This window comes from Brevibacterium sp. K72 (assembly GCF_050562175.1).
Lineage (GTDB): Bacteria > Actinomycetota > Actinomycetes > Actinomycetales > Brevibacteriaceae > Brevibacterium > Brevibacterium casei.
This window is the reverse complement of record NZ_CP191582.1, coordinates 3,155,935-3,179,352: the sequence shown is the minus strand read 5'-3', so window position 1 is coordinate 3,179,352 and position 23,418 is coordinate 3,155,935. Positions and strand designations below refer to the sequence as shown.

The 23,418-nt window shown below is 68.8% G+C and carries 19 protein-coding genes; 12 read left to right on the top strand and 7 right to left on the bottom strand.

The features are described 5' to 3' along the window. Positions 1-13: 13 nt before the first annotated feature. Positions 14-1,789: an N-acetylmuramoyl-L-alanine amidase gene (locus ACQ1RG_RS14380; protein ID WP_009377047.1), complete on the top strand. Its 1,776-nt coding sequence runs from the start codon at positions 14-16 to the stop codon at positions 1,787-1,789. A 58-nt stretch (positions 1,790-1,847) separates the two neighbouring features. Then, positions 1,848-2,519 carry an NAD(P)-dependent oxidoreductase gene (locus ACQ1RG_RS14375; protein WP_009377052.1) on the top strand — a complete coding sequence of 224 codons (672 nt, stop codon included), beginning with the start codon at positions 1,848-1,850 and terminating at the stop codon, positions 2,517-2,519. On the opposite strand, the gene ACQ1RG_RS14370 is transcribed toward ACQ1RG_RS14375, so the two are convergent. Both ACQ1RG_RS14370 and ACQ1RG_RS14365 read right to left on the bottom strand, forming a co-directional pair. After that, the gene (locus tag ACQ1RG_RS14370; RefSeq protein WP_009377056.1) at positions 2,482-3,045 is read right to left on the bottom strand and encodes a hypothetical protein; all 564 of its coding nucleotides are present in this window, start codon (positions 3,043-3,045) and stop codon (positions 2,482-2,484) included. The genes ACQ1RG_RS14375 and ACQ1RG_RS14370 overlap by 38 nt on opposite strands. Then, positions 3,045-3,824: a L,D-transpeptidase family protein gene (locus ACQ1RG_RS14365; RefSeq protein WP_009377058.1), complete on the bottom strand. Its 780-nt coding sequence runs from the start codon at positions 3,822-3,824 to the stop codon at positions 3,045-3,047. Before ACQ1RG_RS14365 ends, ACQ1RG_RS14370 begins: the two co-directional genes overlap by 1 nt. 61 nt (positions 3,825-3,885) lie before the next feature. Between ACQ1RG_RS14365 and ACQ1RG_RS14360 the strand changes: the two genes are divergently transcribed. The 4 genes from ACQ1RG_RS14360 to ACQ1RG_RS14345 all read left to right on the top strand — a co-directional run bounded on the left by ACQ1RG_RS14360 (position 3,886) and on the right by ACQ1RG_RS14345 (position 8,647). Continuing rightward, the gene (locus ACQ1RG_RS14360; RefSeq protein ID WP_164672034.1) at positions 3,886-5,052 is read left to right on the top strand and encodes a DUF6636 domain-containing protein; all 1,167 of its coding nucleotides are present in this window, start codon (positions 3,886-3,888) and stop codon (positions 5,050-5,052) included. Positions 5,053-5,307: 255 nt separating this feature from the next. Further along, the gene (leuA, locus tag ACQ1RG_RS14355) at positions 5,308-7,071 is read left to right on the top strand and encodes a 2-isopropylmalate synthase (RefSeq protein ID WP_009377062.1); all 1,764 of its coding nucleotides are present in this window, start codon (positions 5,308-5,310) and stop codon (positions 7,069-7,071) included. Between the two features lie 65 nt (positions 7,072-7,136). Continuing rightward, the gene (gene recO, locus ACQ1RG_RS14350) at positions 7,137-7,865 is read left to right on the top strand and encodes a DNA repair protein RecO (protein WP_009377063.1); all 729 of its coding nucleotides are present in this window, start codon (positions 7,137-7,139) and stop codon (positions 7,863-7,865) included. After that, positions 7,862-8,647 carry an isoprenyl transferase gene (locus ACQ1RG_RS14345; RefSeq protein WP_119296196.1) on the top strand — a complete coding sequence of 262 codons (786 nt, stop codon included), beginning with the start codon at positions 7,862-7,864 and terminating at the stop codon, positions 8,645-8,647. Before recO ends, ACQ1RG_RS14345 begins: the two co-directional genes overlap by 4 nt. A 346-nt stretch (positions 8,648-8,993) precedes the next feature. Here the strand turns inward: ACQ1RG_RS14345 and ACQ1RG_RS14340 are convergent, their stop codons facing one another. Then, the gene (locus ACQ1RG_RS14340) at positions 8,994-10,784 is read right to left on the bottom strand and encodes a DEAD/DEAH box helicase (protein ID WP_430600177.1); all 1,791 of its coding nucleotides are present in this window, start codon (positions 10,782-10,784) and stop codon (positions 8,994-8,996) included. 337 nt (positions 10,785-11,121) lie between these two features. On the opposite strand from ACQ1RG_RS14340, the gene ACQ1RG_RS14335 reads away from it, so the two are divergent. Next, a complete protein-coding gene (locus tag ACQ1RG_RS14335) occupies positions 11,122-12,504 on the top strand; it encodes a glycine--tRNA ligase (protein WP_430600176.1) in 1,383 nt (460 codons plus the stop codon). A 151-nt stretch (positions 12,505-12,655) separates the two neighbouring features. Here the strand turns inward: ACQ1RG_RS14335 and ACQ1RG_RS14330 are convergent, their stop codons facing one another. After that, positions 12,656-14,047 carry an aspartate aminotransferase family protein gene (locus ACQ1RG_RS14330; protein ID WP_051995511.1) on the bottom strand — a complete coding sequence of 464 codons (1,392 nt, stop codon included), beginning with the start codon at positions 14,045-14,047 and terminating at the stop codon, positions 12,656-12,658. Next, entirely contained in the window at positions 14,044-14,529 is a 486-nt protein-coding gene (locus tag ACQ1RG_RS14325; RefSeq protein WP_009377070.1) for an Lrp/AsnC family transcriptional regulator, read from the bottom strand. Before ACQ1RG_RS14325 ends, ACQ1RG_RS14330 begins: the two co-directional genes overlap by 4 nt. Before the next feature lie 204 nt (positions 14,530-14,733). Here ACQ1RG_RS14325 and ACQ1RG_RS14320 point away from each other — a divergent pair, with 204 nt between their 5' ends. Continuing rightward, the gene (locus ACQ1RG_RS14320; RefSeq protein ID WP_009377072.1) at positions 14,734-16,062 is read left to right on the top strand and encodes a M24 family metallopeptidase; all 1,329 of its coding nucleotides are present in this window, start codon (positions 14,734-14,736) and stop codon (positions 16,060-16,062) included. Here ACQ1RG_RS14320 and ACQ1RG_RS14315 read toward each other — a convergent pair. Then, positions 15,978-16,625, bottom strand: a complete 648-nt coding sequence (locus ACQ1RG_RS14315; RefSeq protein WP_040341482.1) for a TetR/AcrR family transcriptional regulator — start codon at positions 16,623-16,625, stop codon at positions 15,978-15,980. The two genes, ACQ1RG_RS14320 and ACQ1RG_RS14315, sit on opposite strands and share 85 nt — an antisense overlap. 38 nt (positions 16,626-16,663) lie before the next feature. On the opposite strand from ACQ1RG_RS14315, the gene ACQ1RG_RS14310 reads away from it, so the two are divergent. After that, positions 16,664-17,932: an FAD-dependent oxidoreductase gene (locus ACQ1RG_RS14310; RefSeq protein ID WP_009377078.1), complete on the top strand. Its 1,269-nt coding sequence runs from the start codon at positions 16,664-16,666 to the stop codon at positions 17,930-17,932. A 308-nt stretch (positions 17,933-18,240) separates the two neighbouring features. Here ACQ1RG_RS14310 and ACQ1RG_RS14305 read toward each other — a convergent pair whose 3' ends face one another. Further along, complete coding sequence (locus ACQ1RG_RS14305; RefSeq protein ID WP_009377080.1) at positions 18,241-19,791, bottom strand: L-lactate permease; 1,551 nt, start codon at positions 19,789-19,791, stop codon at positions 18,241-18,243. Between the two features lie 54 nt (positions 19,792-19,845). Here ACQ1RG_RS14305 and ACQ1RG_RS14300 point away from each other — a divergent pair, with 54 nt between their 5' ends. The 3 genes from ACQ1RG_RS14300 to dusB all read left to right on the top strand — a co-directional run bounded on the left by ACQ1RG_RS14300 (position 19,846) and on the right by dusB (position 23,416). Continuing rightward, entirely contained in the window at positions 19,846-20,394 is a 549-nt protein-coding gene (locus ACQ1RG_RS14300) for a helix-turn-helix domain-containing protein (protein ID WP_009377081.1), read from the top strand. A gap of 173 nt (positions 20,395-20,567) precedes the next feature. Further along, positions 20,568-22,247, top strand: a complete 1,680-nt coding sequence (locus ACQ1RG_RS14295; protein ID WP_131247781.1) for an ATP-binding cassette domain-containing protein — start codon at positions 20,568-20,570, stop codon at positions 22,245-22,247. A 5-nt stretch (positions 22,248-22,252) separates the two neighbouring features. Further along, positions 22,253-23,416: a tRNA dihydrouridine synthase DusB gene (dusB, locus tag ACQ1RG_RS14290; protein WP_063250146.1), complete on the top strand. Its 1,164-nt coding sequence runs from the start codon at positions 22,253-22,255 to the stop codon at positions 23,414-23,416. Positions 23,417-23,418: the final 2 nt, after the last annotated feature.

Sequence of the window (23,418 nt, the reverse complement as noted above, 5' to 3'; positions counted from 1 at the left end):
GCGAGGAAGCATCATGCGCACACGAGCGCTGTCACTGACCATCTCCGCCGCCACTGCACTCGCCCTCACCGCCTCCCTCGGCACGACCGCGCTCGCCGCTGAACTCGGCAGCCCCGAGGACACACCGGGAACCTCCGCACCCGCGACGACCCCCGATCCCACCGAGAGCGCCGACCCCACCGAGAGCTCCGATCCGAAGGACCCACCGGCGACCGATTCCGGCTCCGGCTCAGGCGCCGCCTCGGACCCACCGGCGACGAAAACCCTCGGCGACACCGCGATCGCCACGCATTCGGCCCGTGCCGGCGCTGTCACGGGCATCGACCTCGACGCCGACGAGGTGACCATCCTCGGTGCGACGTGGAACGGCGACGACCCGGGCCTCGAGATCCGCTACAAGCAGTCCGGGACATGGTCGGACTGGGAGGAGCTTCGCGTCGAGGACGAAGGCGGGCCGGACGACGGCTCCGCCGAGGCGCAGCAGGCGGCAGCGGTCTCCGGTGAGTCCGAGGCCGTGCCCGTCCTCGACTCCTCGAGAGTCGAGGTGCGCAGCGGCAACGGTTCGGCCGCGACAACGGACCTCGAGATCACGACGGTCTCGACCCCGGTCACCGATGCCGATGAGGCGATCGACCCGCCGCCGGCCCCGGACCCGACACAGGGACTGTCCCCACAGATCTACGACCAAGGACTCAAGGCGAACATCGTCACCCGCAAGGAGTGGGGCGCTGACGAGAGCCTCGTGCGCTGCCAGTCGGACCAGACGTCGAGCGCGAAGGGCGTCTTCCTCCACCACACGGCCGGGTCGAACTCGTACACGCAGGCCCAGGCGCCGGGCATCATCCGCGGCTACCTCACGTTCCACACGCAGTCCCGGGGCTGGTGCGACATCGGCTACAACTTCCTCGTCGACCGGTTCGGCACGATCTACGAAGGCCGTGCCGGCAGCATCGACAAGGCGATCACCGGGGCACACGCCTCGGGCTTCAACTCGGGGACGATCGGGGTGGCCGTCCTCGGGACGTACAGCGGATCGGCCCCGAGTTCGGCCGCCCAGCGCGCCGTCGAACGGGTCGTCGCGTGGAAGGCGAACATGTTCGCGTTCTCACCGACAGGGTCGATGACGCTCACCTCCGGCGGGGGAAGCACCTCGAAGTATCCGGAGGGGAAGTCGGTCACGCTCAAGACCGTCTCCGGCCACCGGGACACGAGCTACACGGACTGCCCGGGCACGGCGTTCTACAACCGGCTCGGGTCGATCCGCACCGCGGCGGCGAACCTCCAGTCCTCGCTCGGCTACGTCACCAAGGGAGCGATCGGCGCGTACTACCGTGCGCATCGGGCGCAGACCGGGGAGCCGACGGGCACCGAGAGGTCGCTGTCGAATCCCGACGGCGCCTACCAGCACTTCACGAAGGGCACGGTCTACTGGTCGAGCGCGACCGGGGCGCACCTCAACAAGGGCGGAATCAGGACCGCGTACGGCGCGATCGGCTACGAGAAGGGCAGGCTCGGGTTCCCCACGAGCGACGAAGTGACTTTCAAGTACCGCTCGACCGCGGTCTACCAGAACTTCGCGGGCGGCATCATCACGTACTCGTCGACGACGAAGGGCCAGCCGCTCAGCGGCGGTTTCCTCGGCAAGCGGAAGTCGCTCGGCTGGGAGCGCAGCAGCCTCGGCCTGCCGACGAGCGGCGAGTACACCTCGAACGGCAAGACCCGACAGAACTTCGAGAAGGGGTACATGACGTACACGGCGAGCGAGGGCGTCAAGGTCTTCGCCGGGTGAGCATCCTGTCAGAGGCGAGGCAGGGTCCGCCGGCGAGCCCGCCCCCTAGACTGGGCTGATGCGCATCCTTCTCTTCGGCGCCTCCGGCTGGGTGGGCTCCCGCCTGGCCCGACGCCTGTCCGGCGACCATGACATCGTCGGCGTCGTCCGCACTCCGCCGACCGCCTCGGCGGACTTCACCCCACTCGTCGTCCCCGACTGGGTCGAGCGACCGCACGCCGTCGCCGAGGCGCTCGCCGAGGTGGGACTGAGCATCGACGCGCAGATCGCTGCGGTCGGCGGCTGGTACGTCGACGGGCCGATGCTCGGCCGCGGCATCGACGCCTTCGACGCCGACTTCGACTCGTACCTGCGCGCGCACTTCTCGGCGTGCGCGGTCGCCGCAGACCTCGGGGTGGGCACCCACCTCGCGTTCAACGGCGTCGCGAGCATCGAGGCCTGCGTGGGCTCGGGGGCGATCAGCGTCTTCGGGGCCGCCCAGCAGATGCTCATCCGCGTCGCCGACGCCGAGTCCCCGACCGTGCGGTTCCGGGAGCTCACCATCCTCGCTCCGCTCCACGGCGATGAGCGCAACGACACCGAGGGCGGGGTCGAGACGATCGGCATCGACGTCGTCGTCAGCGCCGCCGAGCGCATCCTCATTGCAGGCACGGACGAGGTCATCACCCACCTCGCCCCGTCCGACGCCCTGCTCACTGAGGAGGGGGCTTCGCCTTCGCATAGCGGATGACGACCTGATCGTCGAGCTGCTCGATCCCACGCACGCGCAGGGGGATGTCGGCCTCGAGCCCCGAGAAGTGGGTGAGACCGTCCCGGAGGTAGCGCGGCGAGATGCTCAGATGCAGCTCCGTGCGCGGATAGTGCTCGAGGATCCGGTAGGCGAGGTTGGGCCCGGATTCGCACACGATCTCGTCGCTGTCCGACGCGAGCCCGGCGACCACCTCGGCGAGGGAGTTCGGGGTGAAGCCCACGGCGCGGTAGTCGAGTCCCCGATCGGCGAGCTGCCGGGCGAGCTCAGCGGGGTCGGACTCCGTGAGGACGTGGACGGGGGTGTGTTCGAGGGCTTTGCCGGGGGCGTTGATCATCGGCAGCCGGGGGTTGAGCGCGGTACGGCGGTCGATGATGATCGCTCCCGCTCGCCGGCGCAGTCCGACGAAGTAGCGGAAGTCCGTCGGCGTCGAGACCCCCGTCGACCAGCCGTCGTGGGCGTAGGCGCCGTTGATCGTCTGGACGAGGGCGATGGTGATCCGGCGCATCATTCCCTCAGTTCGCTCACGGGACCCATGGCGATGCGCGGGTCCGCCTCCGGGTCGATCGTCCGCATGATCCACAGGAGGTCCTTCTCCTTGAGGGTGACGCACCCGTTCGTGCCCGAGTCGTGGTCGAGGTGGAGCCAGATGCCGCCGCCCTTCTCCGTGCCCAGGGGCCGCGTCCGGTCGGTCGGCGGAGTGCCGCGCTTGCGGTTGTAGTCGATGGCGATGATGTAGTCGAACACGCGGGAGTACTCCTCCCCGTAGGCGACGGTCGCCGAGGCGGGCAGTCCGGCATCGCGCGTGTAGTCCAGCTTCGTTCCCGGGTTCTTCCGGTATCCGCCTGCATCGGTGAGGGTGAAGACACCGCTCGGGGTCGTCTTGTCGCCTTCCCGGCGGTCGGCGAGCCAGCCGTTGGAGCCGTTGTGGGTGGGGAAGGTCTTCCGCTTCGTCCACGTCTCGTCCGTGCGCTCGTAGAAGGCGAGCTCACCGGACTCCGACTGCACGTCGGGGCTGCTGACGACGATGACCTGGGTCGTGCCGGCCGGGATCTGCGCCGAGGTCTCAGGGCCGAGCCCCGGGACCGTCGGTCCTGCCGCCGAGGCGGACTCCTGACCGCCGGGGTCGAGCTGGGCGGGGACGGCGAAGTCGCCGGTCCGCATCTGCTGAGCGGGAGCCGCGAGACCCCGGTCGGTGTCGGGGGGCTCCTCGTCGGGCCCGCACGAGGAGAGCACGAACGCGAGCCCGACGACGCCCGCGCACAGGCGGGTGCGAGCACTGACCATGACGCCATCCTCTCACGGGCGCGACCCGGGCGGGGTGCGTGTCTGTGAGAAAATGGCTCCCATGAGCATTCCACCCGTGCCGAACCATCCTCCGCGCCCCGGGCGCCGGAAACCGGCCGAGGAGACTCCGGATTCGATCACCACGCAGCTCTTCATCGGCCAGGACAGGCCCGCCGACGCCGACGGATCGACGCAGGCGCTGTCGGCCGAGGAGATCCAACGGCTGCGGTCGATGGTCTCCGCCGACGGCACTGAGGCCACCGAGGTCCTCAGCCTCGATGAACTCCGTCAGCTCGCCGCCGAGGGCGCAGGATCCGGGGGACCGGAGTCCGAGGAGTCCGGACCGTCCCCGAGGAAGGCGAGTGCATCAGACATTGCCGAGGCGCAGGCCGCCTCGGCGCCGCGCCAATGGAACCCGCAGGGAACCCCGCACAACGGGGGAGCTGAAGGTCCGGGTCGCGGCGGCGAGGGCTTCGGCGCCGCGGTCTCCGGCATGGCAGCGGCCTCCGGCGCGGCAGCCGCTCCGGGTCGGGCAGGGTACGGGTCGCAGGGTCAGGGCGGCGGCACTCCCGTCCCTCCGGCAGGTGCCGGGTACGCCGCCGGCTACGGCGGTGACGGCTACGGTCCGGGGGGTCCGACGGGGGCCGGCGGCGGCAGCGGTCCGGGGGGACCCTACCGGCGCGAGCCGGAGACGAAGCGCGTGCCGGCGTGGCTGTGGGTCCTCGCGGCCATCGCTCTCGTCCTCGCCCTCGGCATCGTCGGCTACATCGTCTGGGATTCGATGCAGGGCAGGGACGACGTCGCCTCGGGGCCGGTGAGTCCGAGCCCCGCCCCGAGTCTCGAACCGACCGAGGGACCTGAGAAGTCGAGCCCACCGGCCGCGGTCGAGACCTTCGCCTCGCCGTCGGGCAACATCGAGTGCACGATCGACTCCGAGCGGGCTCGCTGTGTCATCAGCTCCTTCGACTACACGCCTCCGGAACGGCCCGAGGACTGCCAGATGGAGAACTGGGGCTCGGTCGTCGTCGCCAACGGCGAAGGCGCAGGGTTCTCGTGCGTCGAGGCCCCGGAGAACGCGGGGCCGGCGCGCGTCCTCGGATACGGAGAGTCGATCTCGGCCTCGGGGATGACATGCACGTCCGCCGAGGACGGCATGACGTGCACATCCGACTCCACCGGCGTCGGCTTCACGGTTCGCCGAGCCTCGGTCGACTTCCTCGGGGACTGAGGGCCGCCCCGGCGGCGTCGGGGACTGCGGTGGTCCCGGGGACCGTCGACCGCCTCGGCGGCAGGGGACGGTGTCGGATCACGAGCCATGTGTCTTGAGATGTGGACAGTGCGCTCGCCCCGGCGGGTCGGCGGTCTACCGTGGAGGCGTGGCTCACAGGTTCATCCTCCTTCCGTGCCGCGACGAGTCCTGAACGGACAGCGCCCTCGTCGCGGAGTCCTCCATGCTGATCCGCACGACGAGAGATGACGAGGAATGATGAATCTGCAGCAGCCGACCCCCATGCCGTACCAGAAGTACAAGTCGTTCCAGGACCGGATCGCGCTCGACATGCGCGACCGCACCTGGCCCGACCAGGTCATCCGGAAGGCCCCGCGCTGGCTGAGCACCGACCTGCGCGACGGCAACCAGGCGCTCATCGACCCGATGACCCCCGATCGCAAGCGGAGGATGTTCGATCTCCTCGTCAAACTCGGGTTCAAGGAGATCGAGGTCGGGTTCCCCGCGGCGAGTCAGGTCGACTTCGACTTCGTCCGCTCGATCATCGACGATGATGCGATCCCCGACGACGTGCGGATCTCCGTCCTCACCCAGGCGCGCGAGGACCTCATCGAACGCACCGTCGAATCGCTCGTCGGGGCGAAGATGCCCACCGTCCACCTCTACAATGCGACCGCCCCGGTCTTCCGCAAGGTCGTCTTCGGCTTCGACGGCGACGGCTTCGACCAGACCCGCGACATCGCGCTGCAGGGAACCCAGGCGGTGATGAAGCACGCCGAGACGCTGCTCGGCGACGCGGACTTCGGCTACCAGTACTCGCCGGAGATCTTCGTCGACACCGAACCCGAGTTCGCTCTCGACATCGTCGGCTCCGTCCTCGACATGTGGCAGCCCGCCGCCGGACGCGAGACCGTCGTCAACCTGCCCGCCACCGTCGAACGCGGCACCCCGAACACGTACGCCGACCAGATCGAATGGTTCTGCCGGAACATGCCCTACCGCGACGAGGTGGCCGTCTCCCTCCACCCGCACAACGACCGCGGGACCGGGGTCGCTGCGGCCGAGCTCGGCATCATGGCCGGCGCCGATCGGATCGAAGGCTGCCTGTTCGGCAACGGAGAGCGGACCGGCAACCTCGACCTCGTCACCGTCGCGCTCAACCTCTACACGCAGGGCGTCGACCCCGAACTCGACTTCTCCGACATCGACGAGGTCATCCACACGGTCACCGAATGCAACCAGATCGGCGTCCACGAACGTCACCCCTACGGCGGCGACCTCGTCTTCACCTCGTTCTCCGGCTCGCACCAGGATGCGATCAACAAGGCCTTCGCCGACCGTGAGCGCAATGCGAAGGCCGACGGGGTCCCTGTCGACCTCATGGAATGGGACATGCCCTACCTGCCCGTCGACCCGAAGGATCTCGGCCGCTCGTACGAGGCGATCATCCGCGTGAACTCGCAGTCGGGAAAAGGCGGCGTGACCTACCTGCTCAAGAGCGAGTACGGTCTCGATCTGCCGCGCCGGATGCAGGTCGAGTTCTCCAAGGCCGTCCAGCAGCACACTGAGGCCGGAGGCGAGCTCACCGCCGAGGAGATCCGGCGCATCTTCAACCACGAGTACCTGCCCAGCGACAACCCCGACCAGACCTGGGGCCGCTTCCAGATCGTGGGGCTGCGCACCGAGTCCGGGGCCGTCGACGACACGACCTCCTCCGAGCGGATCGAGGTCGACCTCATCGTCGACGGCCAGGAGCGGACGTACGAAGGCCGGGGCAAGGGCCCGATCGACGCCCTCGTGCGCGTGCTCAACGACAACTTCGACCTCGACATGCGCCTCCAGGACTACACGGAGCACGCGATCGGATCAGGAGCGGACACGACGGCCGCGGCCTACGTCGAACTCGCCATCGACGACCGGGTGCGCTGGGGTGCGGGCCTCCACCCGAACATCACGAAGGCCTCGCTCAAGGCGGTCATCTCCGCGGTCAACCGAGCGGTGCGCGACCGCGAGGAGTGAGCCGGGCGGCGACACTCACAGGGCGCGGCAGGGCATTCCCTGCCGCGCTCTGCGATAATGGATCGGTGCACAGCTATCGTGATGAAGGCATCGTCCTCGCGGGCCACAAGCTCGGCGAAGCGGACCGCATCGTCACCGTCCTCACCCGCAGCCACGGACTCGTCCGCGCCGTCGCGAAGGGGGTCCGGCGCACGAAGTCGCGGTTCGGCTCCCGCCTCGAGCCGTTCATGCTCGTCGACGTCCAGTGCCACATCGGACGCAACCTCGACATCGTCACCCAGGTCGAGCTCATCGAACCCTTCGCCCGCGGCATCGGCGCGGACTTCGACGCCTATTCGGCTGCCTCGGTGATGGCGGAGACGGCCCGCAGCATCACCGAGGCCGAACCCGTCTCCCGGGCCCAGTTCCTCCTCCTCGTCTCCGCGATCCGCTCCCTGTGCAAGGGCGAGCACCCGCCGAGGCTGGCCCTCGACGCGTACCTGCTGCGGGCGATGTCGGTCGCCGGATGGGCGCCGAGTCTGCTCGACTGCGCCCAATGCGGGGCGCCGGGACCGCACCGGGCGTTCTCGGCCGCGCTCGGCGGCGCCGTGTGCTCGGCATGCCGCCCGAGCGGGGCCGCCCTGCCCGACACCGACGCGCTCGACCACCTCGCCGCCCTCCTCACCGGGGACTGGGAGAGTGCCGAAGCCTCGGACCTCCACGACCAGATCGACGGCTCCAAGCTCGTCTCGGACTGGGTGTCGTGGCACCTCGAACGCAACATCCGATCACTGTCTGTCCTGGAGCGCACGTGACCTATCCTGCCCCTCCCGCCCATCCGAGCGGGGCGAGACCTCCGCGCCTCGACCCGAAGTTCGTGCCCTCCCACGTCGCTGTCGTCATGGACGGCAACGGGCGCTGGGCCAACGAGCGCGGGCTGCCGCGCACTGAGGGCCACAAGGCGGGGGAGGCGTCCCTGCTCGACGTCATCCTCGGGGCGATCGAGATCGGCGTCGACTATCTATCGGCGTACGCGTTCTCGACGGAGAACTGGAAGCGCTCACCCGAGGAGGTCCGCTTCCTCATGGGGTTCAACCGCGACGTCATCCGCCGGCGTCGGGACGAGCTCAACGCGCTCGGGGTGCGCATTGTCTGGGCCGGCAGGCGAGGTCGCCTGTGGCGCTCGGTCATCGATGAACTCGAGACCGCGGCCGAGATGACCAAGCACAACACAGGTCTGACCCTGCAGTTCTGCGTCAACTACGGCGGTCGGTCGGAGATCGTCGACGCCGTCAATGCCATCACCGCCGAGGTGGCGGCGGGAAAGCTCAAGCCCGGGAAGGTGAGCGAGAAGACGATCCGCTCCCGCCTCTACGCGCCGCAGGTTCCCGACGTCGACCTCTTCCTCCGGTCCTCGGGCGAGCAGCGGACCTCGAACTTCCTCCTCTGGCAGTCCGCGTATGCGGAGATGGTCTTCCAGGACGTGCTCTGGCCCGACGTCGACCGGCGCACGCTGTGGGCGGCGATCGAGGAGTACGCGCGCCGCGACCGGCGCTTCGGCGGTGCCGTCGATCGGCCGGGGGAGACCGCGAGCTGAGTCACTTTCCGCCAGGACGATCGTTTTTCCGCCCGAGCGTCGCCGGTGTGAGTCACTTTTCGCCCGATCGGTCGGGGCATGCCCCGACCGATCGGGCGAAAAGTGACTCAGAGTCGAAACGTGGACATCGGGAGAGTGCTCTCTCTGCTGAGGCGGCCCCCGTCCTGGGCGGAACTTCAGCAGAAGAGGCCGTTCCGCACAGCGCGAGGGGCCCACAGCACGAATGCTGCGGGCCCCTTCTGGCTGTGTGCCGGCTCAGTACCGGGCGCCGACCCTGACGCTGAGAACACCGACTCAATACCAGGCGCCGACCGTCAAGCGGAGAGCGCCGGCTACTGACGCGAGATCAGTACCGGTCGCGCGAGCGGTCCCGGTCGCGGCCGCCGAACTTCTTCCCGCCGCCTCGGCGGTCGCCGCGGAAGTTGCGGTTGTCGCCGGGCTGCTTGTCGAAGTTGCGCTTCTTGAACGGGCGTCCCGGACGACCGGAGTCGGGACGGATGTCGATCGGGCGGCCCTGGATCTCCGTGTTCGCAAGCTTCTTGAGCACACCCGGATCGAGATCCGCGGGCAGGTCGACGAGGGTGTGGTTCGAGCGGATGTCGATGTGCCCGATCTGCTTCGAGGTGATGCCGCCCTCGTTCGCAATCGCTCCGACGATCGAACCGGGCTGCACCCGCTCGTTGCGGCCGACGGCCAGACGATAGGTGACCATGCCCTCGCGGCTGCGACCGCCGCGCTCACGGCCGGGCTTGCCGTCACGGTCGCGGCCCTGCTTGCCGCGGGTCGGCTCGGGCATCGGCTCGGCCTTGAGGGAGTTCGACTCGAGGACCATCGACGCCAGTGCCGCGGCGATGTCCGTGGCGGGGACGTTGCGGCTGAGCTCGTACTGCTCGATGACGGTGGCGAGCTCGCTCAGCTCCGTCGTCGCGAGCGCGTCGTCGATGCGCTTGGTGAACTTCTCCACGCGCGTGTTCGTCAGCTCCTCGACGCTGGGCAGAGTGAGCGGTTCGACCTTCTGCTTCGTCGCGCGCTCGATCGAGCCGAGCAGGCGCTGCTCACGCGGGGTGATGAAGAGGATCGCCTCACCGGAGCGTCCCGCGCGACCGGTGCGGCCGATGCGGTGGACGTAGGACTCCGTGTCGTGGGGGATGTCGTAGTTGACGACGAGCGAGATGCGCTCGACGTCGAGACCACGGGCGGCGACGTCGGTGGCGACGAGAATGTCGATCTTGCCCTCGCGCAGCATCTCGACCGTGCGCTCACGGGCCTGCTGCGGGATGTCGCCGTTGATCGCCGAGGCCTTGAAGCCACGCGCCCGCAGCTTCTCCGCGAGCTCCTCGGTGGCCTGCTTGGTGCGGACGAACATGATGATGCCGTCGTACTCCTCGACCTCGAGGATGCGGGTGAGCGCGTCGAGCTTGTGGGAGTGCTGGACCATGAGGTAGCGCTGCCGGATGTTCGACCCGGTCTGCGACTTCGCCGCGACCCGAACCTCTTCGGGATCGTTGAGGTACTTGCCGGTCAGCCGGTGGATCGAGGTCGGCATCGTGGCCGAGAACAGAGCGACCTGACGCGAGTCGCCGGTGGCGTTGAAGATCTCCTCGATGTCCTCGGCGAAGCCCATCTTGAGCATCTCGTCGGCCTCGTCGAGGACGAGGTGCTGGAGGTTCTCGAGCTTGAGCGAGCCCCGCTTGAGGTGGTCGATGACGCGACCGGGGGTGCCGACGACGACCTGCGCACCGCGCTTGAGGCCGGCGAGCTGCGGACCGTAGGACTGGCCGCCGTAGATGGGGAGCACGGAGAAGTCGTCGAGATTCGTCGCATACGAGGTGAACGCCTCGGCGACCTGGAGCGCGAGCTCACGGGTGGGGGTGAGCACGAGAGCGAACGGTCCGTCCGATGCCCGCCCCGCCTCGGCGAGGTGGGAGAGGATCGGCAGGGCGAACGCCGCGGTCTTGCCCGTACCCGTCTGCGCGAGTCCGATGACGTCGCGACCGGCGACGAGCGCAGGGATCGTCGCGGCCTGGACCGGGGACGGCGATTCGTAGCCGAGGGCTTCGACGGCGCGCAGGACCTCGGGATGGAGGCCGAGCTCGGCGAACGTCGGCGTGGTCTCCTGAGTGGATTCTTCGGTCATGAGTGGTTCTCTCTCACGTCGGCACACACTTGATCGCAGATGACTGTAGTGGCGATCTACCCTGCGGCCGCTTGTGCGATCATGACTGGCAATCCGGGCCGGAACCGTACGCTTCCTTCCGACTGCGCGCGGGCACAGCCATCGGTACGGAGAAAGGTTTGGGTGTGGCACCAGTCTACCGTGCCGATCCTCGCCGAGGCGGCCCCGACCCTGCGTAAGAGGTGTGAGTTCCATCGCCTGCCGCGCTTCACCTGGAGGCGGCCGTGACCCGATAGGCTGGAGTCTGTGCGCCACGGCAGCCGGCCGTGGCGGCAACGGATACCAAGGAGAGTCAACCGTGGCACAGTCCAAGCTCGATGCCGTCATCGCCCTGGCCAAGCGCAGAGGATTCGTCTTCCAGGCAGGGGAGATCTACGGTGGTTCCCGCTCGGCGTGGGACTACGGCCCGCTTGGCGTCGAACTCAAGGACAACATCAAGTCCCAGTGGTGGCAGACCTTCGTCCGCGGACGCGAGGACGTCGTCGGCCTCGACTCGTCGATCATCCTGCCCAAGCGCGTGTGGGAAGCCTCCGGTCACGTCGAGACCTTCGTCGACCCGCTCGTCGAATGCCTCCACTGCCATCACCGTCACCGCGAGGACCACCTCATCGAGGCCTATGAGGCCAAGCACGGAAAGGCTCCGGAGAACGGGATGGCCGACGTCGTGTGCCCCGACTGCGGCACCCGCGGCCAGTGGACCGAGCCGCAGCAGTTCTCCGGACTCGTCAAGACGTTCCTCGGCCCCGTCGAGTCCGAGGCCGGACTGCACTACCTGCGCCCGGAGACCGCGCAGGGCATCTTCGTCAACTTCAACAATGTGCTCACCGCATCAAGGAAGAAGCCGCCGTTCGGAATCGGGCAGATCGGCAAGTCCTTCCGCAACGAGATCACGCCCGGCAACTTCATCTTCCGCACCCGTGAGTTCGAGCAGATGGAGCTCGAGTACTTCGTCCACCCCGACGACGCTCCAGCCCTCTTCGACGAATGGGTCGAGGACTGCTGGAACTGGTTCCTCGGCCTGGGCCTGAGCGAAGAGAACATGCGCCGCTTCGACGTCCCCGAGGACGACCGCGCCCACTACTCGGCAGGCACCATCGACATCGAGTACCGCTTCGGCTTCCAGGGCTCGGAGTGGGGTGAGCTTATGGGCGTGGCCAACCGCACCGACTACGACCTGAGCACCCACACCGAGGCGTCGGGGGCGAAGCTGCAGTACTTCGACCAGGCCAGCGGCGACCGCTACACGCCCTACGTCATCGAGCCCGCGTTCGGCCTCACCCGGTCGATGATGGCCTTCCTCATCGACGCCTACACCGAGGACGAGGCGCCGAACACCAAGGGCGGCACCGACACCCGCATCGTGCTCAAGCTCGATCCGCGCCTCGCTCCGGTCAAGGCGGCTGTGCTTCCGCTCAGCCGCAACGAGAAGCTCACTCCCGAGGCGAAGGCTCTGGCCGCTCGCCTGCGCAGTCGCTGGAACATCGACTTCGACGACGCCGGAGCGATCGGTCGCCGCTACCGCCGCCAGGACGAGATCGGCACCCCGCTGTGCATCACGTACGACTTCGACTCCCTCGACGACGGTGCGGTGACGATCCGCAAGCGCGACGACATGAGCCAGGAGCGCGTGAGCCTCGATCAGGTCGAGTCCTACCTCGCCGACCACCTCGGCGGGGCCTGAGCTCCACGGTCGCACGGCACGGCGGGTCCGCCGCAGCCGTGCGACCGCCTCGGCGGGGCGAGAACCTGACAGCGGCCCTGCCCCCGGCACCGACGACGACGGCCTCGGCACCTTGTGAAAGGTGCCGAGGCCGTCGTCGTGCGAGTGACGATCAGAACATCGTCCAGGCTTCCTGGAGGACGCCGCGGATGATCTGCTCCATCTCGTCGAACTCCTTCTGACCGACGGTCAGCGGGGGCGAGAGCTGGATGACCGGGTCGCCACGGTCGTCGGCACGGCAGTAGAGGCCGTTCTCGTACATCTTCGCCGAGACGAAGTTCTTGAGGATCCGCTCCGACTCCTCTTCGGTGAAGGACTCCTTCGTGTCCTTGTCCTTGACGAGTTCGATGCCGTAGAAGAAGCCCTCACCGCGGACGTCGCCGACGATCGGGAGGTCCTTGAGCTTCTCGAGCGTGAACTTGAACGCGCCGGCGTTCTCGTGCACGTGGTCGTTGAGCTTCTCGTTCTCGAAGACGTCGAAGTTCGCCATCGCGGCGGCACAGGCGACGGGGTGACCGCCGAAGGTGTAGCCGTGGTAGTACGTCGCGTCGCCGCCAGGACCGAAGGGCTCGAAGAGGCGGTCCGAGGCGATCATCGCACCGAGCGGAGCATAGCCCGAGGTGATGCCCTTGGCGCTGGTGATGATGTCGGGGACGTAGCCGAAGTCGTTGCACGCGAACATGTCGCCGATGCGACCGTAGGCGCAGATCGTCTCATCGGAGACGAGGAGGACATCGTTCTCGTCGCAGATCTCGCGCACGCGCTCGAAGTATCCGGGAGGCGGCGGGAAGCAGCCGCCGGAGTTCTGCACGGGCTCGAGGAAGACGGCGGCGACGGAGTCGGCACCCTCGAACTCGATCGCCTCGGCGATGCGGTCGGCGGCCCAGCGGCCGAAGGCCTTCTCATCGTGCGCGTACGGTTCGGGTGCGCGGTAGAAGTTCGTGTTCGGGACCTTGTGGGCACCGGGGACGAGCGGGGCGAACTGCTCGCGCAGGCCCGGCAGGGAGGTCACGGACAGGGCGCCGTGCGGGGTGCCGTGGTAGGCGGTGGCACGGGAGATGATCTTGTGCTTGCCGGGCTTGCCGGTGAGCTTGAAGTAGTTCTTGGCAAGCTTCATCGCGGACTCGACGGAGTCGCCGCCGCCGGAGGTGAGGAAGACGCGGTTGAGATCGCCGGGGGCGTAGGAGGCGAGGCGCTCGGAGAGCTCGATGGCCTGCGGGTGGGCGAAGGACCACAGCGGCATGAAGGGCAGCTTCATGGTCTGGTCGTACATCGCCTTCGCGATCTCCTCGCGACCGTGTCCGACCTGGACGGTGAAGAGACCGGCGAGGCCGTCGATGTAGCGCTTGCCCTGATCGTCGAAGATGTAGTGGCCTTCGCCGCGGGTGATGATCGGTGCCTGTCCGCCGTTGAACAGGGCCTGGTGCGGAGCCATATGCATCCACACGTTGTTGCGCACGGCTTCCTGATACGGAGTGCCGGCTCTGGTGACATTGTCTGTCATCGTGTCCCCCAATTGTATTTTTGCTTTTCGAGTGAGAGGTACATGAAGAGCTCTGTGTCGACGACCGCGTCGATCGACCGGAGCTCCCTGTTGACGAAATCGATGAGGTGTCGGTCCGATTCGCAGACGATCTCCACAAGGAGGTCGAACGACCCCGCGGTGACGACGAGGTAGTCGATCTCGTCGTACCCGTGCAGCCTGTCGGCGACCTTCGAGATGTCTCCGCGGGCCTTCACTCCCACCATGGCCTGTCGGGCGAAGCCGAGACTGAGCGGGTCGGTCACGGCCACGATCTCCATCACGCCGGAGTCGATGAGCCTCGACACCCTCTGTCGCACGGCCGCCTCGGAGAGTCCGACGGACTTCCCGATGGCAGAGTAGGACTTGCGTCCGTCATGCTGGAGTTCGACGATGATCGCCTTGGACTTCTCGTCGAGGTTGCCCAGGCGGTGACTGCTTCCGCTCGGCAGCGAGTGGGCCATTCTTCACCTCCGTGATGTGAGTCTCAGATCAATCTACCATTGAATCAGTCGGAATGCGTAGTCCGCTGTGCGGATTCAGTTGATTGTGTTGAAATTTCATTCTGTATCCGTCAATGCGTGGCGATCCGAGGTGCAGGCGGTGCCTGTCGACACGCTCGCGGACCGTCATTGACACCGTGTGAGCGCGATCACCACACTGAGGGCATGAATGAAGGCGAGCTGTTCACCGGCGGCGAGGCGGACCGTCCCGACGTCCAGGGAATGCGGCCGGGATCCGAGCAGGGCGGTGCAGGGCAGGCGGTGCGCTCGCGCCCGCAGCCGACACCGGGGGAGGTCGACACGATCGGGGCGCAGAACCTCGGGTTCTCCCCAGAGGAGTACCTCGCCCGGATCGCGGCGGTGCGCGGACGGATGAGCGACCAGGGGCTCTCGGCGCTCATCGTCACCGATCCGGCCAACATCTACTACCTCACCGGCTACAACGCGTGGTCGTTCTACACCCCGCAGCTGCTCTTCGTCCCCTCCTCGGGTCCGCTCACGCTCTTCCTGCGCGATATGGACGCCCGCGGGGCCTCCCACACCTCGTGGCTGCCGCCCGAGGACATCGTCGGCTACCCCGAGCGCTACGTCCAGCGCCCGCACATCCACCCCTTCGACTGGGTCGCCTTCGCGCTCCGTCAGCGGTGGGAGGTCGCCCGGGCCTCGTCCTCGCCGGTCGGGGTCGAGATGGATTCGCACTTCTTCTCCCCGCGCGCCTTCCGGGCGCTCGTCAACGGTGTGCCGGAGTGGCGTCTCGTCGACTCGTTCGAGCTCGTCAACTGGATCCGGGCGATCAAGTCCGCTGACGAGCTCGCGCTCATGCACCGGGCTGCCGAAGTGACGAGCGCGGCGATGGACGCGGCCCTCGGCACGGTCGGGCAGGGGGTCGGCCAGCACGAGGTCGCCGCCGCGATCTCCGCCGCGCAGGCGCGGGGGAGCGGGACGTCGTGGGGTGACTATCCCGCGATCGTCCCGCTCATGCCCACCGGTGAGAGCGCTGACACTCCGCACCTGAGCTGGACGGATCGGACCTTCGCCGCCGATGAGTCGGTGAGCATCGAACTCGCCGGGGTCCACCGCCGCTACCATGTCCCCTTGGCGCGCACTGCCGTGGTGGGGCGTCCGAAGCAGGAGCTCGTCCGCCTCGAGGGGGTCGTCGCCGAGGCGCTCGCGGCGGTCCTCGACGTCGCCGCCCCGGGCGTGCCGACAGCCGAACTCGCGCGAACGTGGAATCGGGTGCTTGCCCGGGGCGGGCTCGAGAAGCCGAGTCGGTTGGGCTATTCGATCGGCATCGGCTATCCGCCGGACTGGGGTGAGCGGACGATCTCGATCCGGACGGAGGACGACCAGATCCTCGAGGCGGGCATGACCTTCCACCTCATCTGCGGGATGTGGATGAACGGCTACGGCTATGAACTCTCCGAGTCGATCCTCGTCACCGACACCGGTGTCGACACCTTCACGGACTTCCCGCGCGAACTCATCCGGCTCTGAGCCGGCATCGGACCGGCGAGGGCGACGATCTGTCGAACCACCTCGGCGGGGGACAGGGTCGCCATCATCGGCAGCGCGAGGACGTAGCGGGTGAAGATCGTGCCGACGATGACGACGGCGAGCCGACGGGCTGCGGTACGTCCGACCGCCTCGGCGAGGGCGCCGAAGACGGTCCGCTCGAGATAGCGGCTGAGCAGCTGAGCCCGCGAACCGTCATCGGCGAGCTCTCTGGCGAACGCCACGAGGCGGGGGCCGTGGACGGGGTGATCCCAGACTGCGACGATGCCCTCGGCCAGTGCCCGGACGTCGAGGGTGCCGTGCTCGGTCGCCGCGGCAACGACATGATGCGGGGCGACGGTGAGGGCGAGGGCGACGATGAGGAGTTCGTCCTTCGAGCCGAAGTGATAATTGACCAGCGAGTGGCTCAGGCCTGCCTCCGCCGCGATCTGCCGAGCGGTGATCGTCGCCGGATGTCCGCCGGCAAGCAGACGCTGAGCCGCGGCGACGAGTCTCTGCCGGGCGTCCGACGTCCCCGAGGGCCGACCCGGCTGTTTATTGACCATGGTGGCATTGTCCCATTTCTCGGGCGCAGTCTGAGGCCATGAAGGCAGAGCGATTCGAACAGGATCAGACGGTCACCGGTGACGATTCGCGGCGACTCGGCGCGGCGGCGGACACGGACTGCATCGTGGTCGGCGGCGGTCCCGCCGGCCTCGTCTGCGGGCTCGTGCTCGCCCGTCTCGGGGTGAGGGTCACAGTGGTGGAGAAGCACGATGACTTCCTCCGCGACTTCCGCGGCGACACCATCCATCCCTCAACCCAGGACCTGTTGGCCGAGCTCGGCCTCCTCGACGAGTTCCTCACCCTGCCGCACGAGGACATGCCTCGCGTGAGGCTGCGGTGGAACGAGGAGGAGTTCGTGCTCGCTGACTTCTCGCGGTTGCCGACCCGGCGTCGGGTGATCAGCTTCATGCCGCAGTGGGAGTTCCTCGATCTCATCGCCCGCGCCGCCTTGCGCGAGCCGACGTTCACGCTGCTGCGCAGCACCGAGGTCATCGACGTCGTCCGGGCGGGAGAGCGGATCGACGGTGTCCGCACGCGATCGTCGACGGGGGAGGAGACCCTGCAGGCACGCCTCGTCATCGCGGCGGACGGTCGGGATTCGACCGTGAGGGACGCAGCGGGACTGCACCCCCGGCGGCTGGCGACGGCGATGGACGTGCTCTGGTTCCGCGTGCCGAAGGCCAGTGGTGAGTCCCTTCCCTTCGTGCAGGCTGGTGCCGGTCTTCTCCTCGCCATCGACCGAGGCGAGTACTTCCAGGTCGCCAATGCGATCCCGGCAGGCACCTGGGTGCCGTCGGCGGCGGCGCTCACCGCACTGCGGGCGCGGGTCGCCCGGATCGCCCCGCAGCTGAGCGGACGGATGGAGCACGTGGGTCTCGACGACGTCAGGCTCCTGCGGGTGAGACTGGAGCGCCTGCGACGCTGGCACGCACCCGGCCTGCTGTGCATCGGAGACGCCGCGCATGCGATGTCGCCGGCCGGTGGAGTCGGCATCAACCTCGCCATCCAGGACGCGGTCGCCGCGGCGCGAATCCTCGGGCCGAATCTCCGCGCGGGCACACCGACGGCGAGGCAGCTGCGCCGAGTGCAGAGGCGGCGCGCCTGGCCGGCGACGCTCATCCAGTGGGTCCAGCTGCGCATCCAGGCGGTGCTCCTCGCGGATCGCCCAGCCTCGCGTCCGCCCCTGCCTCTGCGCCTCGTCGCCCGATTCCCCGCGCTCGCCCACGTGCCCGGACGCATCATCGGCGTGGGGCCTCGCCCCGAACATGTCGGTGCCGATGCGCGGCGCGGTTTCAGCAGGCGGTGAATGCGGCTGCGGTTGCGGAGGTGGCGGCGGACGCGGACTGCGACGCGGTTGGTGCGGGTTGCGCGGACGGGACGACCGCCTCGGCGGGGATGCACGCACCCGGCACCCGGAGCGGTATTTCCTACGCGTGCACGGGGAGGTTTCGTCGCTGCGGGGATGACGTGCCGAGCGGAGGGTTGTCTGTGAACCGACGACGATGGGGTGTTGTCACGGGTAGGACGTGCGGTTGCGGGGTGGAGGTGCCGCTTCGGGGAGGACGTGCGCCTGCGGGGGCGAACTGTGACGCGGCGTGATGTCGTCGAAGGAAATCACCCGAGGAACTGCAGCCAGAGGCCGACGGCGAGCGCGTTGATCGCGACGATGAGCGCCGCGCGGCCGAGCACCCACAATCCGTCGCGGGGATCCGCGCCGGTGCCGCCGGAGAGTTGGACGGACATCGCGACGCGCGGGGGCGCGGCCAGGGCGGCGAAGGATCCTGCGACATTTCCGGCGGCGACGACCGTCATCGCCGGGGCCCCTGCCGCGTCGGCCGCCGAGGCGAGGGTGCCCGAGAACATCGCGTTGCTGCCCGTGTTCGACCCGGTGAGGACCGCCCCGACCGTGGTCAGCCACGGAGTGACGAGGAGGAGGCCGGCGGGGACGAGTGCGCCGATCGCGTCGCTCATCCCGCTCGTCGTCATCACCCAGCCCATGACCATGAACGCCGCCGTCGCCGCCCCGATGGGGACCCATGCGCGGACCGCGGACGCCGCGACCGGGCGCAGGGGTTCCTTCGCCGAGGCGACAGCTGGGTCAGGGTCGGTGCCGGAGTCGCCTGCGTCCGCCGTTTCGCCGGCCTCGGCGTCCGTCGGTCCGGGACCCGGGGTGTCCGTCGGTCCGGGACCCGGGGTGTCCGCCGGCCCGGCGCTCGCCCCGCGCGCTCGCCCCCGGCCCCGGGCGACGAGGACGGCGACGAGGCAGGCGACCGCGAGCCAGAACGGGGGAGAGGAGACGATGTCGGTGAGGGGCGACGGGACGAGGGCGTAGAGCTCACGGGCGAGGAGGATGCCCACCGTGAGTGTCGCATACGGCAACACCGCGCGGCCGAGCCTGCGGTCCATCCCGGCGAAGCGGCTGCGGATCGACAGGGGCAGGCCGATGCCGGCGATGACGAGGAGCGAGCCGACGATGCCAGCCGGGGCCATGCCGAGCAGGGCGTTCGAAGCCAGGATGCCGGCCCAGAGCAGCCCGGCGGCAGTTGCCATGCCGAGGGCGCTGAGGGGCTTCGGGCGAGCGAGGACGATGATCGCGACGAGGACGACGGCGATGGGGATCGCATTGATCCAGGCCGTCGTCAGGCCAAGCGCGTCGACGTCGAGGTCGGCGAGCGCGGCAGCGACGGTCGTGCCCGGGCCGAGCGCACCCCAGGGGACGGCGACGAGCCCGAGGAGGCCGAAGAGCGCGGAATGGCGGATCGAGCAGCCGAGGTGGCGCAGCACCGGCACGCCGATCGTCACACCGATGCCGAAGCCGGTGACGGACTCGGCGAAGGGGACGATCCCGAAGACGACGAGGGCGACGCCGATCGATCGACTCGGCACGGTCGCCTCGACCCAGCCGGAGAGTGCGCGCATGGCACCGCTGGCCTCGAGGATCGAGGCGAGCATTATGCCGAAGAGGAGGATGAGGGCGACTTCGACGACGAGCGGGAAGTAGTCGGTGCCGGCGGCGGCGAAGACGGCAAGCGGTGTGGGGAATGCGAGAAGCGCACAGACGATCGACCCGAGGAGTCCTGCCGCCGCCGAGATCCATGTCGGCACCCGGACGGCGAGGAGGACGATCACGAGGGCAAGAGGGGAGAGCGCAAGGACACCGGGCATTTTCGCTCTTCATGGATCGAAATCTACTATCTGAGAATACACTAGGATGGGATCATGGCGAAGTCAGAGGACACGGGAGCGCGGGTGTTCGGCGCGCGGGTGCGGTCCCGCCGGCGGCACAGCAACCTCACGCTCAACGAGCTCGCCGCCCGCGCCGGGATCTCCCGCGCCGCCCTGTCGAAGATCGAGCGCGGCGAACAGGACACCTCCGTCTCGAATGCCATGGGCCTCTCGCGCGCCCTCGGCGTCGACGTCGGCGAACTGCTCGCCGAACCCGAGGTCGTCATCACTCCCAGCGAAGCCATCCTCGCGCTCACGAGCTACGGTCCGGGCACGCACCGCCGCGACCTCCCCTCCCCGATGGAGAACATGGAGGTCATCCACTACACCCTCGATCCGCGCAGCGAGACCTCCGCCATCGCCGCCCACCGCTCCGGATCCCGGGAGACCTTCTACGTGCTCGCCGGGATCGTCGAGATCGTCACGATCGACCGTCGCACCGTGCTCCGCGCCGGCGACTGCGCGCAGGCCCCCGGCGACGTCCCGCACCAGGTCGCCAACCCCAGCGACCGTCCGGCCGAACTCATCCTCATCATCGTCTGAGACCGCCCCCGCCGAGGCGGTCCGCCCTTGACGGGCCCCACCGGACTCAGGCATCCTTGACGGGTCCCATTCCCGTCGGAAGGTAGCCACCCCCAGTGAAGTGACCACTCATTTCCGCACCCGCGGGCGAAACGGCCCCGCACCACACACGTGTGCACGAAATGAGGTCACAGATGACTGCTGCCATCTCCATCTCCGGACTCGGCTACCGCCTCGGCGACGACACCGAGATCCTCGACTCCCTCACCGCGACCATCCCGACCGGACGCGTCGGCCTCGTCGGTGACAACGGGATCGGAAAGTCCACCCTCGCCCGTCTCCTCACCGGCGAACTCACCCCGACGACGGGCACCGTCATCGGCTCCGCTGGCGCCGTCCACATCGACCAGCTGCTCCCGCACACCGATGTCCCCGTCGAGACCGTCCTCGGCATCGGAACCGTCCGCTCCGCCCTCCACCGCACCCTCGCCGGGCACGGGGAGGACGAGGACTTCGCCGTCATCGGCGACGACTGGGACATCGAAGAGCGGGCCCTGTCCGCCCTCGCCGAGGTGGGGCTGCGTCTCGAGTCCCGTGACCTCGACCGCCGGCTGCGGACCTTCTCCGGTGGGGAGGCCATGCGCATCGGCCTCGCCCGTGCGGCTCTCGCCGGATCCGCATGGCTCATCCTCGACGAGCCGAGCAACAACCTCGATGCCGCAGGGCGCAGACTCCTCGGCGAGCTCCTCGACCGGCGGAGCGGACCGAGCCTCATCATCTCCCACGACCGAGACCTGCTCGAGACGATGGACGCGATCGTCGAGATGACTGACGAACTGCGTGTCTACGGCGGCGGCTACAGCGCCTACGAGGAGATGGTCGCCGCCGAGGAGGAGGCCAAGCGGTCTCGGCTCACCGATGCGAAGAAGACGCTGACGATCGAGAAGCGCCAGCGCATCGAGCTCGAGACGACGCTGGCGCGCGCCGACCGGAAGGCGGCCACGGACACGGCGAACAAGCGGCGGCCGAAGATCGTCATGAACGGACTGAGCGACTTCGCCCAGAAGTCGGCAGCCAAACGTCGCGGAGACAAAGCCGCCGACGAAGCCCGAGCCGAAGCGGACGTGCAGAGGGCGAAGGACGCCCTCCGCCGCGACCCGTCGATCACCCTCCACCTGCCCGAGACCGAGGTCCATGCCGGCAAGCGGGTGCTCGAGATCGACAGCGCAGGGCTCGAGCGTCCGTGGACGATCGTCGGAGCGGAGCGGATCCGCCTGACCGGACCCAACGGCGCCGGAAAGTCGAGCCTGCTCGCCGCCCTGCGCGGTGGGTCGGCGAGCGCTCCGGTCGTCGAGCTCTTCCCCGGGCTGAGCACAGCCGTCCACGTGCCCATCGCCCACCTCGACCAGCAGTACCGGCTGCCCGAGCACTCGAGCGTCATGGATGCCGTCCGGGACCCGAACCCGGGACTGGAGAAGCATCGCGTCCACGAGGTGCTCGCGGCGATGGGTCTGCGTGCCGGGCGCACCGAGCAGCTGTGCGGGACGCTCTCGGGAGGGGAGCGCTTCCGCGTCGCGCTCGCCGCCGCCCTGCTCGCCGACCCCGCCCCGCAGCTGCTCCTCCTCGACGAACCCGGCAACAACCTCGACGTCGCCTCCCAGCGGGCGCTCACCTCGGCGCTCGAGGGATTCGGGGGAGCGATGCTGCTCGTCACCCACGACGACCGCCTCGGCGAGGAACTGGGCGCGGTCACCGAATGGGACGTTCGCGAACTGCGGGAGGCACCCGCCGAGGGCGACCGGTCGACGACTGTGAGTAAGGGAACGGACCGGGCGGTGTCCGATTTGCCTGCCTTTGGGATAATGGACGGGTGAGTGTCATGAGCGAATCCACGTCCCCGGCCGTCGCGCCTCTGCGCATCGGCCCCATCGAGCTGTCCTCCCCGGTCGTGCTCGCCCCCATGGCCGGGATCACGAACACCGCGTTCCGCCGGCTCTGCCGCGAATACGGTGCCGGACTCTACGTCACCGAGATGGTCACCTCACGCGCGCTCGTCGAACGCAGCCCCAAGAGCATGCGCATCATCCACCACGAACCGTATGAGACCCCGCGCTCGGTCCAGCTCTACGGCGTCGACCCGGTGACGATCGGGCAGGCCGTGCGCATGCTCGTCGAGGAGGACCGCGCCGACCACATCGACCTCAACTTCGGCTGCCCGGTGCCCAAGGTCACCCGGAAGGGCGGCGGCTCGGCCCTGCCGTGGAAGCAGGACCTCTTCACGGCGATCGTCACCACCGCGGTGCGCGAAGCCGACCGGGGCGGGATCCCGCTGACGGTGAAGATGCGCAAGGGCATCGACGCCGACCATCACACGTACCTCGACGCGGGGGAGACCGCCCGGAACGCGGGCGTCGCGGCGATCGCCCTGCACGGGCGCACGACCGCCGACCTCTATTCCGGGACCGCGGACTGGGAGTCGATCGCCCGGCTCAAGGACCACCTCGGCGACAGCGTCCCGGTGCTCGGCAACGGCGACATCTTCTCCGCCGAGGACGCGCTGGAGATGATGGCGCGCACCGGCTGCGACGGCGTCGTCATCGGCCGCGGCTGTCAGGGACGGCCGTGGCTCTTCGGGGACCTCGCGAACGCACTCAACGGCAGCGATGAGCGCCACCGTCCCGGACTGGCCGAGGTGGCCCGTGCCGTCCGCCTCCACGGCGAATACCTCGTCGACTACTACGGCGAGGAGTTCTACGGAGTCCGCGACCTGCGCAAGCACATCGCGTGGTACTTCAAGGGCTACCCTGTCGGCGGCGATCTGCGCAGCCGACTCGCGATGGTCTCATCCCTGGCCGAACTCGACGCCCTCCTCGCCGAACTCGACGACGCCCCCTACCCGGGGGAGGCCGCCGAGGGCTCGCGCGGACGCACGACCCGCCCCAAACGGCCCCACCTGCCCGAGGGCTGGCTCGACTCCCGCGTCTTCGATGCCAGCGGCACCGCGCTGCTCGCCGAAGCCGAACTCGACATCTCGGGAGGCTGAGC

Excerpts from the sequence above, each read along its gene's own strand:
- ACQ1RG_RS14380 (WP_009377047.1), top strand. The coding sequence starts at position 14 with ATGCGCACACGAGCGCTGTCACTGACCATCTCCGCCGCCACTGCACTC.
- ACQ1RG_RS14375 (WP_009377052.1), top strand. The coding sequence starts at position 1,848 with ATGCGCATCCTTCTCTTCGGCGCCTCCGGCTGGGTGGGCTCCCGCCTG.
- ACQ1RG_RS14370 (WP_009377056.1), bottom strand. The coding sequence starts at position 3,045 with ATGCGCCGGATCACCATCGCCCTCGTCCAGACGATCAACGGCGCCTAC.
- ACQ1RG_RS14365 (WP_009377058.1), bottom strand. The coding sequence starts at position 3,824 with ATGGTCAGTGCTCGCACCCGCCTGTGCGCGGGCGTCGTCGGGCTCGCG.
- ACQ1RG_RS14360 (WP_164672034.1), top strand. The coding sequence starts at position 3,886 with ATGAGCATTCCACCCGTGCCGAACCATCCTCCGCGCCCCGGGCGCCGG.
- leuA (WP_009377062.1), top strand. The coding sequence starts at position 5,308 with ATGATGAATCTGCAGCAGCCGACCCCCATGCCGTACCAGAAGTACAAG.
- ACQ1RG_RS14340 (WP_430600177.1), bottom strand. The coding sequence starts at position 10,784 with ATGACCGAAGAATCCACTCAGGAGACCACGCCGACGTTCGCCGAGCTC.
- ACQ1RG_RS14330 (WP_051995511.1), bottom strand. The coding sequence starts at position 14,047 with ATGACAGACAATGTCACCAGAGCCGGCACTCCGTATCAGGAAGCCGTG.
- ACQ1RG_RS14325 (WP_009377070.1), bottom strand. The coding sequence starts at position 14,529 with ATGGCCCACTCGCTGCCGAGCGGAAGCAGTCACCGCCTGGGCAACCTC.
- ACQ1RG_RS14320 (WP_009377072.1), top strand. The coding sequence starts at position 14,734 with ATGAATGAAGGCGAGCTGTTCACCGGCGGCGAGGCGGACCGTCCCGAC.
- ACQ1RG_RS14315 (WP_040341482.1), bottom strand. The coding sequence starts at position 16,625 with ATGGTCAATAAACAGCCGGGTCGGCCCTCGGGGACGTCGGACGCCCGG.
- ACQ1RG_RS14310 (WP_009377078.1), top strand. The coding sequence starts at position 16,664 with ATGAAGGCAGAGCGATTCGAACAGGATCAGACGGTCACCGGTGACGAT.
- ACQ1RG_RS14305 (WP_009377080.1), bottom strand. The coding sequence starts at position 19,791 with ATGCCCGGTGTCCTTGCGCTCTCCCCTCTTGCCCTCGTGATCGTCCTC.
- ACQ1RG_RS14300 (WP_009377081.1), top strand. The coding sequence starts at position 19,846 with ATGGCGAAGTCAGAGGACACGGGAGCGCGGGTGTTCGGCGCGCGGGTG.
- ACQ1RG_RS14295 (WP_131247781.1), top strand. The coding sequence starts at position 20,568 with ATGACTGCTGCCATCTCCATCTCCGGACTCGGCTACCGCCTCGGCGAC.
- dusB (WP_063250146.1), top strand. The coding sequence starts at position 22,253 with ATGAGCGAATCCACGTCCCCGGCCGTCGCGCCTCTGCGCATCGGCCCC.